Source organism: Marinigracilibium pacificum, assembly GCF_012926615.1.
GTDB lineage: Bacteria > Bacteroidota > Bacteroidia > Cytophagales > Cyclobacteriaceae > Mangrovivirga > Mangrovivirga pacifica.
In genome coordinates this window covers 381,979-394,181 of record NZ_JABBNU010000004.1, presented here as the reverse complement: position 1 = coordinate 394,181, position 12,203 = coordinate 381,979, and the positions used below count along the sequence as shown (strand labels likewise).

10 protein-coding genes are annotated in these 12,203 nt (G+C 34.5%); 4 read left to right on the top strand and 6 right to left on the bottom strand.

Annotated features, from left to right (window positions below; translation table 11 throughout):
- Positions 1 to 46: 46 nt before the first annotated feature.
- The 5 genes from nth to HH304_RS08400 all read right to left on the bottom strand — a co-directional run bounded on the left by nth (position 47) and on the right by HH304_RS08400 (position 4,692).
- Positions 47 to 697, bottom strand: coding sequence for an endonuclease III (nth, locus tag HH304_RS08420; protein ID WP_169680140.1), 651 nt, complete (start codon positions 695 to 697; stop codon positions 47 to 49).
- Positions 694 to 1,065, bottom strand: a complete 372-nt coding sequence (locus HH304_RS08415; RefSeq protein WP_169680137.1) for a hypothetical protein — start codon at positions 1,063 to 1,065, stop codon at positions 694 to 696. The genes nth and HH304_RS08415 overlap by 4 nt, the downstream gene beginning before the upstream one ends.
- Before the next feature lie 2 nt (positions 1,066 to 1,067).
- Positions 1,068 to 1,832 carry a LytR/AlgR family response regulator transcription factor gene (locus tag HH304_RS08410; protein ID WP_169680135.1) on the bottom strand — a complete coding sequence of 255 codons (765 nt, stop codon included), beginning with the start codon at positions 1,830 to 1,832 and terminating at the stop codon, positions 1,068 to 1,070.
- Positions 1,807 to 2,793 carry a sensor histidine kinase gene (locus tag HH304_RS08405; protein WP_169680132.1) on the bottom strand — a complete coding sequence of 329 codons (987 nt, stop codon included), beginning with the start codon at positions 2,791 to 2,793 and terminating at the stop codon, positions 1,807 to 1,809. The genes HH304_RS08410 and HH304_RS08405 overlap by 26 nt, the downstream gene beginning before the upstream one ends.
- A gap of 150 nt (positions 2,794 to 2,943) precedes the next feature.
- The gene (locus HH304_RS08400) at positions 2,944 to 4,692 is read right to left on the bottom strand and encodes a fasciclin domain-containing protein (protein ID WP_169680130.1); all 1,749 of its coding nucleotides are present in this window, start codon (positions 4,690 to 4,692) and stop codon (positions 2,944 to 2,946) included.
- 140 nt (positions 4,693 to 4,832) lie between these two features.
- Between HH304_RS08400 and HH304_RS08395 the strand changes: the two genes are divergently transcribed.
- The 4 genes from HH304_RS08395 to holA all read left to right on the top strand — a co-directional run bounded on the left by HH304_RS08395 (position 4,833) and on the right by holA (position 9,779).
- A complete protein-coding gene (locus tag HH304_RS08395; protein WP_169680128.1) occupies positions 4,833 to 6,200 on the top strand; it encodes an exonuclease domain-containing protein in 1,368 nt (455 codons plus the stop codon).
- Positions 6,201 to 6,261: 61 nt separating this feature from the next.
- Positions 6,262 to 7,419, top strand: a complete 1,158-nt coding sequence (locus HH304_RS08390; protein WP_169680126.1) for an acyl-CoA dehydrogenase family protein — start codon at positions 6,262 to 6,264, stop codon at positions 7,417 to 7,419.
- A gap of 154 nt (positions 7,420 to 7,573) precedes the next feature.
- On the top strand, positions 7,574 to 8,797 hold the full coding sequence (locus HH304_RS08385) for a SanA/YdcF family protein (protein WP_169680124.1): 1,224 nt from the start codon (positions 7,574 to 7,576) through the stop codon (positions 8,795 to 8,797).
- Entirely contained in the window at positions 8,757 to 9,779 is a 1,023-nt protein-coding gene (holA, locus tag HH304_RS08380; protein ID WP_169680122.1) for a DNA polymerase III subunit delta, read from the top strand. Before HH304_RS08385 ends, holA begins: the two co-directional genes overlap by 41 nt.
- Here holA and HH304_RS08375 read toward each other — a convergent pair whose 3' ends face one another.
- Positions 9,780 to 12,164 (bottom strand): PAS domain-containing hybrid sensor histidine kinase/response regulator, encoded by a 2,385-nt coding sequence (locus HH304_RS08375; protein ID WP_169680120.1) that lies wholly within the window; start codon positions 12,162 to 12,164, stop codon positions 9,780 to 9,782.
- Positions 12,165 to 12,203 lie beyond the last annotated feature (39 nt).

Genomic DNA, 12,203 nt, shown 5'->3' with positions numbered 1-12,203 from the left:
ATATTGTTTATTCGGGTTAAAATTAATTAGTAACCTGTTGATGACATTATTTGTCAATGTATTTACTTGTAAAAGATTTTCTGCCATATTTTTGACTAATAATATCTTTTTCAAATCTATATCCTCTTGCTGGAGAATATTCTCTTGCATAGTAGATTATTTGCAAGTGAACCTTATTCCAGGTTTCAGGAGGAAAAACTTTTTTAAGATCTGCTTCAGTTTTCTCAACAGATTTACCGGTAGAAAGTCCCCATCTCCATGCTAACCTATGAATATGTGTGTCAACGGGGAAAGCAGGCACATTAAATGCCTGAGCCATAACAACGGAAGCTGTTTTATGCCCCACGCCAGGTAGTTCTTCTAATTTTGCCATGTCATCTGGCACCTCTCCATTGTACTTGTCAATTAATATCTGGCTTAAATCATAAATGGCTTTAGATTTTCTAGGTGATAAACCACAAGGTCTTATTATAGATTTAATTTGTTCAACAGTTAGCTTTACCATGTCATATGGATTGTCAGCCAAGGCAAATAATTCAGGGGTAACTTTATTTACCCTTTCATCTGTGCATTGAGCAGACAATAGAACTGCTATTAATAATGTATAGGCATCTTTGTGATCGAGTGGAATAGGAGGTTCCGGATAGATATTGTTTAAGATGTTTAGTATTTCCTTTGCTTTCTCTTTTCTCGTCATTTCCGACCATGTCTTTTTTTGGAGCGACCAAGATATTTAAAAGCATCAACTAAAACAATTGTTCCACTCAATCCTATTGTACCTCCGGCAATTAATAATCCCTGACCTAGTTTGTCATTTTCTCTTCCCAACATTAGTCCTCCAATAATTGTTACAGTATAGCCGGTAGCAGCCATGGCAGCACCAATTTTAAATTGTTTATCCATTTTGGCCAGATTATCCTCTAAATATGAAATCCTTGATTCCATAAGGTTTATTCTAGCTTCCAGACCGGTTGTATCGATAACTACAGGTCCTTGTGCTTGAACTTTTTGAGTCGATATAAAGGAAATAAATAGTATTGGTAAAAGATAAAAGTATTTATTCATGATTACTGATTTAACCAGTTTTTAAAAGATGAGACCCTTTCTCTGCTAACTATAGCATCAAAAGGAAGATTTAATTCCGGTACCATTAAAAGTAGTCTGCTATTCACATAATTCCTAATTTCCGATATTTTATCAATATGGATTATCATTTTTCTATTTATCCTGAAAAATGCCTTTGGGTCTAAAAGCTCATTTTCCAACATATCAAGTGAATATTCAATTATGTATTTTGTATTGTCATTATGCTTCAGACAATAAACAGTTTTTCCATCAGCATAAAACCCGGAAATATCCTGAGTTTTAATAATAAAGAATTTGGATCCTATTTGACTAATGAACCTGTCTTTATAGGTTGTTTTCCCTAAAAGTTGATCTTCTATTTTTTTTAAGCTTTGGAAGCTATGGTGATAATTAATCGACTTAAATTTATTTAAAGCTTCATTTAAGTCTGAAGTGGAAATAGGCTTTAATAAATAGTGAACACTATTAACTTTAAAGGCCTCCAGAGCATATTCATCATAGGCAGTTACAAAAATTACGGGATAATCAAGAGTAGTGTTTTTGAATATATCAAACGAAACGCCATCGGTAAGTTGAATATCCATAAATACAAGATCGATGGGAGGGTGATCATTATTCAAAAATTCTATGGTTTCAGCTACACTTTGACAATAGCCGGAAAATGTGGCTTCATTATCAATTTTTTTTAGCTGGGATTTTAATTTTTCCGCGGCTATTTCTTCATCCTCGATTATTAAGTAATTCATTGCTGCTGTCTGTTGGAATTATTGGTAATCTAACCGAGAAGGTAGAGTCATTGTTTAAACTTTCAATTTTTTTATCAGAAAAATTTTCGTACCGTTTAACAATGTTTTTAAATCCAACTCCGGAACTATCTGTTTTGGTGACAGCTTTTGGATTGCGGCTATTCCAGATATCCAGGTAGTTATTTTCTTTATCAATGTTTATTCTAATATGTATCGGGTTTTGTTTTGTGAAACTATTGTACTTGAATATGTTCTCACATATTAATTGTGTTACAGAAGGAACTATTAATTGGTTTTCAAATTCTTGATCAATGTTTATTTCATATGTGAGAGCAATTCCATATCGCTCTTTGTAGAGATCTAAGTAATTTTTTATAAAATCTATTTCTTCTTTTATTGTTACAAGGTTATTACTGTTGTGTTGAAGCAGGTACCTGAATATGAGAGAAAGTTTTTCAACGAATTTTTCTGCTCTATCTGGTGATATAGAAATTAAACTGCTCAATGCATTCAAATTGTTAAAAAGAAAATGTGGGTTCAATTGATTACGGAGAGCATCATATTGAACTTCGAGAATTTCTTTTTCCAATTTGTTTTTCTCTTCTTTCATTGTTGTTGCTTTTTGAGCATATATCACAATTGCATTAACTGTGTGAAGAAATAGATTCACTCTGAATACAAATGCCAGATCTAGCCTCAAGTTATTCCAAAATCCGGTTTTGGCACCTTCTAAAATTCCAGCTGTAATCAGAACAGCAATAAATGAAATAGCAACGACCAGTATTATTGAAATTGAGTAGTAAAAGAGAAGAGTTTTTAATGTTGAACCGTAATTTTTCTCGATCTTGTTAAATAAGGTTCTATTACCTTCCCAAATGAAAATCACTTGAAATGTAAGTATGAAAAATAAAAATATAGGAGGTGCATTGAAATCGAAAATCTTTTCTCCCACAGTAAACATAATGTTCAGGAAAGAATAGATTGAAATCAAAGCAATGATTAACCATCTATATTTATTATTAAATAACATCTTAGCGAGCGATCAGATTACAAATTAAAGAGGAGAGGGGAGTAAAACAACTCCCGATCTCCTCATTCAGCAGGCAATATATTAAATATCTACTGGTAATATGATTTGGTTAATAGTATGAATTACTCCATTTGTTGCTTGAATATCTGTTGCAGTAACCGTTGCATCAGTATTATCAGGGTCATTATCTGTGATAGTTACGTTTGAATCAATATTAACTGTGAACGTTCCTCCTTGAAGAGTTTCTGGCATTGCGCCATCAGTTAAGTCAGAACTGTATACTCTGTTTCCTAAAACGTGATAAGTCAATACTGCAGTTAAAGTAGCATCATCAATGTCAGCAGGTCCCGAAGCCCCAAGTGCTGAATACAATGCGTCAAATGCCGCGTTTGAAGGAGCAAATACTGTATAATTTCCTTCCAATGTAAATGTTTCGGCTAATCCTGCTTCTGTAAGAGCCTCAACTAATCTTGAAAGTCCCGCATCTCCTGCTATTTCAGCTATTGTTCTTGTTTCTGGAACTAAAACTTTATCAATTGCATGAACGATTCCATTATCAGCCATGACATCAACAGCAACAATATTTGTATTTCCATTTAACGTCAATCCTGCTACATTTACCTTTACAGCCTGACCATTTAAAGTAGGTACAAATCCATCAGACAGCATTTCCGAACTAACAACTCCATCAACAACATGATAAGTTAAAACAGCAGTCAACAAATCAGATGGGATATCTGATACTTGGGCATAACTTAAATTGCTCAACAAGTTTACAAAGGCCGCATTTGTAGGAGCAAAGACAGTCAATTCACCTTCGCTTAAGGCTTGTACTAATCCAGCTTCCTGAACGGCTACAGCAAGACTATCGAAACCATTATAAACTGCAACATCAACAATAGTTTTTGGAGGTAGTAAAACCCCATCGATTACATGAATAACTCCATTTGTACCTAAAATGTCGGTAGCTGTCAATCCTACAGGATCTTCGTTATTTGCGCCTTGTAATGTTCCGTTATCTGCATCTACTGTAAGACTTTCACCATTTAGCATGGTAATATCTCCGTTTGAAAGATTTGAGCTAAATGCAAATCCACCGATTACGTGATACGTTAAAATGTCTGTTAATTCTTCATCAGATAACTGTTCTGCTACTGCTGTAGTAATACCTGAATTTTCAAAAGCGGTGTTAGTTGGAGCAAAAACTGTGAATTCACCATTTTGTACAGCTTCAACAAGGCCTGCGCGTTGTAATAAAGAAACTAGAATTGAAAAATCATCGTTGCCAGCTGCTATAGCTACAATATTTTCTGTTGGAGGCATTAATACGGCATCAATAACATGTATTATACCATTTGAAGCATTAACATTTGCTGAAAGAATATCTACATTTCCATTGACTGTTAATGCGCTTGTGTTTAAGTAAATTGAATTACCTTCTAAAGTTTCTTCTGAGGCTCCTAATTCACTTGAAGATTTGCTGCTTCCTAAAATATGATATTTTAAAACAGCCTCTAATGCTGCATCAGGAATTTCAGTTACATCTGCCCAACCATTAGCACTTAAAAATGCAGCAAAAGCATCATTTGTAGGTGCGAAAACTGTCAGATCACTGTTTTCGTCTGTAAGTGCATCTGATAATCCAGCTTCTTCTGCAGCAGCCAATAATGCAGAAAAACCTGCATCTTCTGCAACTTCCGCCAGATTTTCATCGATTTGTGGTTGTGTTCCCGGATTGTCATCATCATCGCAAGATGATAATCCTAATACAAAGATACTGAGTAGTATCAGTGATAATCTTTTTAAATAAAGTGATTGTAAGGTCTTCATAGTATTGTCGAATTTTTGTTTGATCAGATAACTTGCTGAAATGAATTTTGATTAGCACATTTCCGTGAGTTGTCATTATTGTGACGTGAACTGTCATCTTTCATGAGTAAATTGCAAATGCGTGTACTTGAAAAATCCAAATGAATACTTTCGCTATAGTAGATATTGAAACAACAGGAGGATCATCTTTTGAAGACAAGATTACTGAGATTGCTATTTACCTAAGTGATGGAGAAAAGGTGATAGATGAATTTCATTCTCTTGTTGATCCTAAGGTTTCCATACCGCCATACATTACTTCTATTACCGGTATTGACAACTATACTGTTGAAGGAGCTCCTGTTTTTGCAGATATAGCAGATGAGGTTATTTCAATGCTTAAGGATTCAATTTTTGTTGCTCACAATGTGAATTTCGATTATCATTTTGTCAAAAATGAGCTTAAGTCCAGTGGATATGAATGGGATTCGAAGAAATTGTGTACAGTTAGGTATGCGAGGAAGATTTTCCCTGGCCTTCCATCATATGGTTTAGGTAAGCTTGCGGATAATCTGGGTTTTAATAACGAAGCCAGGCACAGAGCGTTTGGAGATGCTATGGTTACAGTTGAAATTTTTCATTTAATGGTGTCTAAGGATTCAGAAGGGATCATGGATAAGCTGATCAACCATGGAAGCATTCATAGATATATTCCTCCCAATCTTGAAGAATCTGTATTTATAAATCTACCGGAATTACCTGGTGTTTATATTTTTATCGATGGAAAGGGCAGGGTGTTATATGTTGGTAAAGCAATTAATATTAGAAAAAGGGTTAAATCTCATTTTACAACCGGCTCTGGAAAACCTGAGGTTTCATTCATTAATGAAATTCACAATATTGAACACGTAGTTTGTGGAAATGAGTTAATAGCACTGCTTCATGAAAATGAACTAATTAAAAAATATTGGCCACCATTTAATAAGGCGCAAAAATTTAATTCAAAAGTATTTAGTCTGATTTCATATTTCGATGGAAAAGGCTTTATCAGGCATGGTGTTGCTCAGGGACGTAAACCAAACCTGATAATGACCTTTAATTCCATGATGGAATCTAGGAATTACTTGTTTGAAATAGCCAGGGAATATCAATTATGTCCCAAGTTATTAGGTTTAGCTAAAACTTCCGGGCCATGTGCATGGGTTAAAGATGAAGAATGTAAAGGAGCGTGTTGTGATCATGAAACACCTGAAGAGTATAACAAAAGGGTTTTGGACTGGCATAATTCAGTTATTACTAATAAAGCTGATATTTTGATCCTTGGAGAGGGAAGAAGTGTTGGAGAAACCGGATTTGTTGTTATTAAGGATAATACTTATAAAGGTTTTGGTTTTGCTTCAAACGAAAATCAGGCTTTAGAAAATTGGCAAAACTTAATTAATCAGGGAATTCACGATGCCGATGTTCAGCGTATTCTCAATCAATTCTTCAATCATAATTCAGACCGGTATCGGTTTCTTCCACTCTAGATTCTTGAAAATATCCTGTTATGGGTTATATTTGCTAAAAATTACTAACACTTGTTAGGTTATGGAACTACTACCCAGAGAAATATTTAATGAAGAACATGATTTGTTCAGAGATTCGGTAAAAGATTTTATTAATCGAGAAGTTGTACCTTATAATGATGAATGGGAGAAAAATAAAATGGTATCCCGTGAGTCATGGAAAAAGTTTGGTGAAAATGGCTTCCTGGGAATTCAGGTTCCTGAGGAATATGGAGGGTTAGGTATTGATGACTTTAGGTACAATGCCATACTTATAGAAGAATTATCTCGATCAGGTTGTGCTGGGCCAGCTATCGGTTATCCGCTTCATTCTGATATTGTACTTCCGTATGTTTTACATAATGGTTCTGAAGAACTTAAAAAGAGAGTTCTGCCTGAAATGTTAACTGGTGAAAAGGTTAACGCGATAGCAATGACTGAACCTGGTGCTGGAAGTGACCTTAAAGCAATGCGTACCACTGCTGTAGATAAAGGTGATCATTATCTAGTAAATGGAAGTAAAACTTTTATTACTAATGGTTATTTGGCTGATTATGTGGTGATTGCGGCTAAGACTAATCCTGAAATGGGAGCCAAAGGAATTAGCTTGCTTCTTGTAGAAGAAGGCATGGAAGGATTCAAAAAAGGCGTTCCATTTCAAAAAGTAGGACTCCATGCTCAAGATACATGCGAATTGTTTTTTGAAGACTTAAAAGTACCAAAAGAAAATTTAATAGGTGAAGAGGGAAGAGGGTTTGTATACCTGATGACCGAATTACCACAAGAGCGTTTAGTTGTTGCATTAAGCGCGATAGCAGCAGCGGAAGCTATCTTTCATCAAACAGTAGAATACACAAAACAAAGAGAAGCATTTGGTGGATCATTAACTAAGCTTCAAACGGTAAAATTCAAGCTTGCCGAGATGGCTAGTTCATTAACAATGGGACGTGCATTTGCAGATAAGTGTTTAATGCTTCATAATGAAGGTAAGTTAGATACTGCAACTGCATCAATGGCCAAATACAAATTGACTGATCTTCAGTGTGAAATAGCAGATGAATGCGTTCAATTACATGGAGGTTATGGTTATATGTGGGAATACCCTGTAGCGAGAGCTTGGGCTGATGCCAGAGTTCAGCGTATCTATGCAGGTACAAATGAAATTATGAAAGAAATTATTTCAAGAAAAATTCTCGATTAATAACCTGTTCGTATTTATTAATCGTTAATTCCGATTGCCCTTAGGAGCCCTTACCCGGGGCTCTTTTTATTTTAACCTTACATGACCCGCAATAACCCTTTTATCTTACCTTAAAAATTATTTATTTGCTAGCTTAACAGCTAAGGAAATATTCATGCAACGCGCACTGACGGGAATATTTATTTTTTTAATTTTTGCCATTGGAATTACATTTTTTCAAACCTGTGTTCCTCTGTTTATGCTTGAAAAGCAGAAAATACTTCCTGCATTTGAGTTTTTAAATTTTAAATACCCTTCACTACATTTTCTGACAGGCTATATTAGTTTCAAAGATTCATTTGATAGTCTTGGGCTATCATCAGTTTTTCAAAGCATTGAATTAGACCTTAGTGAATATCGCGTCAAGAATTTCTTGTATGGACAAATACTTTTTATGGTTCATAATCTGTTTTGGATATTTTTCATAGAAGTTCCAATTGTTTCTTACATATCTAAATTCTTCCGGAAGAATAAAAGTAAAAGAAAAAAATCTTCTCGTAAGAAATCATCTAATGATGGTGAAAAAGGATTATCATATCAGTCACCTATTTTTTATTGGTTAAAAGTATTTGGGTTTCCAGTAACATTTTTAATCTCCTGTATTCTTATCAGTAATATTTTGATTGTATTTCAGTCAATGGGAAATCTTACTGATTCTGCTCAGGATATTCCTGGTAGGGCCCCAGTACTTGTTTTGGGTACAAATAAATACCTTAGTGATGGAAAGTCGTTAAATGCCTATTATGAAAACCGTATGGATATGGCAGCAGATCTTTATCATAAAGGGAAAGCCAGTTTTTTTGTTTTATCAGGAGATAATAGCTCATCAAGTTACAATGAACCGGCTTTAATGCAGGAGTCATTGGTTAAAAGGAGTGTGCCTTCATCTTTAATACACCTTGATTATGCTGGTAGGAATACACTTGGTTCGGTAATTCGCTTAAAAGACCACCGTGTTTCCGAAGTTATAATTGTGTCACAGCAATTTCATTTGCGTAGGGCAATTCCAATAGCTGAATACCATGATTATGAAGTGGTAGGAGCGGTAGCAAAAGGAGGGATGACAGTTAAAATGTTTGTCAGGGAATTGATTGCAAGGTTTAAAGTTCATCTTGATCTGTATATTTTTAATACTAAACCATTGTATAGCAGTACTTTTTCAGGGCCTGACCTGAATATGTCAAAGAATAAAAAAGATTATAACCTCTTTGTTATTGTACTTTTTATCAATTTATTGTCAATTTTGGCGACATCTTTTGTTATAGGATACAGTTATACTAATCGATTAAAGAAAACACATGGCCGTAGCACCCGAAAAAATAATCGAAGAACTAAATAAGGGAACTTATCACCCGGTATATTTTTTACAAGGTGATGAACCTTTTTACATTGATATGATCACTGAGTATATCGAGAAAAATGCACTCGAAGAATCTCAACGTGGTTTTAATCAAATGGTGTTTTACGGAAAGGATGTTGATGTTAATACTATTATTACAAATGCCGGACGATTTCCGATGATGTCTGACCGTCAGGTAGTAATTATCAAGGAAGCTCAAGATGTACCTGATCTACAGAAGGAACAAGGTATTAAGTTGATGGAAAACTATATTAAGAACCCACAACCTAGTACTATACTTGTGTTTGCTCATAAACATAAAACACTCGATGGCCGAAAGTCTCTGGCTAAAAGTCTTGATAAATATGCAACATTAGTTTCCGTAAAGAAATTATACGATAACCAGGTGCCTGACTGGATAGAAAAATATGTTTCGGGACAGGGATATAAAATAAATCAGAAGGCAACTATTATGTTGTCGGATTTTATTGGTAACGACCTTAGTAGATTAAGTAATGAGATAAATAAAATTCTCATAAACTTGAAAGAAGGTGACACAATCGATGAAGATCACATTCAAAAGAATGTCGGAATAAGTAAAGATTTTAACATTTTTGAGCTTCAAAAGGCTCTTTCTACGAGGAATGTCGTTAAAGCCAACCGCATTGTTCAGTATTTTGCAGCAAATACCAAGAGTCACCCGATTATTCCTGCATTAGCTGTACTAACTGGTTACTATTCAAAGCTGTTGCAAATACACCATAAGCAGGCTTATTCAGAAAAAGCGGTAGGAGGTATAATTAAGATATTTAATCCTTACGTTCAAAAAGAATATCTTTCGGCGGCAAGAAATTACCCGCCTCAGAAGGTGATAGAAAATTTAGGTCATTTGTTTAATGCTGACCTAGCTTCTAAAGGTGTGGGCGCAAGTATTGAAGAAAAAGAATTGTGGAAAGAGCTTATTTACAAATTAATGCATTAATCATATCGACATAGTTTCCTTGTTTTCAAAGATATGATTATAAATCTTTTCGTAAAGTAATTCCGGATTAAGAGGCTTTGCTGCAAAGTCATTCATTCCGGCTTCTAATACTTGTCTTTTTACCTCCATCATCGCAGATGCTGTTAAGGCAATGATTGGTAAGCTTTGGAATTTCTTGTTGTTCAATGATCGAATTTGCTTTGTGGCTTCTATACCATCCATATCAGGCATCTGTAGATCCATTAAAACAAGATCATAATCATTTTTCTTGCACTTCTCAATTACCTCAATACCATTTTCAGCTGTGTCGACTATAGCATTCCAGCGGTTCAGGTATTTTACTGCAATTAATAGATTTACTTTATTATCTTCGGCAACCAGTATTTTCGCTTTGGCAAGATCCTTTTTGTCATCATTAATGTTTAATTCTTCAGGAGCAATCTGGATATCTGATTTGCCAAACTTCAATGTGAAAAAGAATTCAGAGCCTTTTCCTATTTCGCTTTCTAACATAAGGTTGCTATCCTGAAGTTCTAGAAGCTTTTTGCATATAGAAAGTCCTAAGCCAGTACCGCCATATTTTCTTGTTGTACTGCTTGATGCCTGACTAAAACTGTCAAATATCTTGTTTTGCTCTTCAGTAGAAATACCAATACCTGTATCACGTATCGAAAACCTTATTTCAATTTCGTCTTCCTCATTTGAAATTACTGAAACTGCAATGGTTACAGAGCCCTTATGAGTGAACTTAATGGCGTTATTAATTAGGTTAGTCAGGATTTGTGTTAATCGGGTGCTATCCCCAACAACTACATCAGGCAGGTTATCATCAACATAAAGAACTAATGGAAGGTTCTTTTGATAAGCTTTAGTTGATAACGAGCTTTTAACCCCGTTAATGACTGTTTTTATATTAAATGGAGCTTTTTCTAATTCAATTTTTCCTGCATCAATCTTATTAAAATCCAGAATGTCATTGATAATAGACAGAAGATTTTCACCACTGAATTTTAATATTTTCAGGTCTTCAATCTGCTCTTTGCTAGGGTTGGATTTCAAAAGCAAATTTGAAATTCCTATTACTGCGTTAAGCGGAGTCCTGATTTCATGACTCATCGTAGAAAGAAATTGAGCTTTGGAAATAGATGCTTGTTCTGCCTTGTCTTTTGCATCCAGAATTTCCCTTTCGTATTTTTTTCTTTGAGTAATATCTCTTACGAAAGCACTAAATATCTTTTCGTCATGATAGCTTATTGGTGAGATTGATAATTCTGTTTCAATTTCCGTATTTGATTTTGTTACTGATTTAAGCTCAATACGAAGGTTATTTGTGTTTATTGGAAATTGATCTCCGATCTTGATCATCGGTTCATCATTCTCATTTTTAGTTATTTCAATATCAGGTAGAATTGTTTTATGAACCTGCTTGCCTATAATCTCCTCTTTCGAATATCCAAGTAGAATTTCAGCTTGTTTATTCCATTCCATGATAATTCCGGAGCTGTTAAAGATTACCACGGCATCCATTGCAGATCCAATGATTTGTGCTAGCCTTTGCTCACTATCTTTTAGTGCGGCTTCAGCTTTCTTTCTGTCACGGATCTCCTCATTTAACCGGGTATTAACAGCTTCTAGATTTCCTACTTTATCAACAAGCATGTTTTGCATATGCTTTTTACTAAGCATACCTATTTGCTGTTCATTAAGTACTTCCTCAGGAATGATTACAATTACTTCATGAAATGAATTAAGCAAACGATAATTGTCTGCCATGAAATTATATACACCTTGAAAAATTTCTGTAGCTAATTTCTTTCCAACTTTATTATGTAACCTGTTGAAGATCTCACTAGTGTATGTCTTCAATTTTCCGATTACCTTTTTGGATTTGTCAGCTTTTAATGAGTTTATGTTACTGGTTAATTCATCCAGATAATCATTTATATTCTTTATATAACCTTTTCCGGATGAATCAAATGAATGGAAACTGTTTTGGATTAATTTCTTTAGGAATAATATACAAATTAGCTTTTCCTGAATTATCCTTTCCTGAAATATTAATGACATCTCAGGGGTCTGACTAATGGTTGGGAATTTGCTTTTGAAATCTTCTCTGAAGTTCTTCTTATCAGTTTCAGTTGCAAATTTAGGATCTGAAAAGATATTCCTTTCAAAAAGTAAATATAATCCGGCTAAGAAATTCTTTTTGTCCTTTGGTTCTAGCTTGTTAATCTCCCTTACCTTTTCTTTAAGTAATGGGTTAGACTCTATATTTTCAACATTATAAACCAGATAACTTACAAATCTGCTAATCTGCTCATCACCAAATATTGGCTCTGAGTTTGAATTTTTAGATTTAAAAATATGCTTTAACCGGTCTAACAAGGTCTTCTTATTTAATTTCTCAACTTCACAATAATAAAT

What these genes read in the sequence shown, in the direction of transcription:
- HH304_RS08385 (WP_169680124.1), top strand. Translation starts at nt 7,574, where the DNA reads ATGCAACGCGCACTGACGGGAATATTTATTTTTTTAATTTTTGCCATT.
- holA (WP_169680122.1), top strand. Translation starts at nt 8,757, where the DNA reads ATGGCCGTAGCACCCGAAAAAATAATCGAAGAACTAAATAAGGGAACT.
- HH304_RS08410 (WP_169680135.1), bottom strand. Translation starts at nt 1,832, where the DNA reads ATGAATTACTTAATAATCGAGGATGAAGAAATAGCCGCGGAAAAATTA.
- HH304_RS08390 (WP_169680126.1), top strand. Translation starts at nt 6,262, where the DNA reads ATGGAACTACTACCCAGAGAAATATTTAATGAAGAACATGATTTGTTC.
- HH304_RS08405 (WP_169680132.1), bottom strand. Translation starts at nt 2,793, where the DNA reads ATGTTTACTGTGGGAGAAAAGATTTTCGATTTCAATGCACCTCCTATA.
- HH304_RS08400 (WP_169680130.1), bottom strand. Translation starts at nt 4,692, where the DNA reads ATGAAGACCTTACAATCACTTTATTTAAAAAGATTATCACTGATACTA.
- nth (WP_169680140.1), bottom strand. Translation starts at nt 697, where the DNA reads ATGACGAGAAAAGAGAAAGCAAAGGAAATACTAAACATCTTAAACAAT.
- HH304_RS08395 (WP_169680128.1), top strand. Translation starts at nt 4,833, where the DNA reads ATGAATACTTTCGCTATAGTAGATATTGAAACAACAGGAGGATCATCT.
- HH304_RS08415 (WP_169680137.1), bottom strand. Translation starts at nt 1,065, where the DNA reads ATGAATAAATACTTTTATCTTTTACCAATACTATTTATTTCCTTTATA.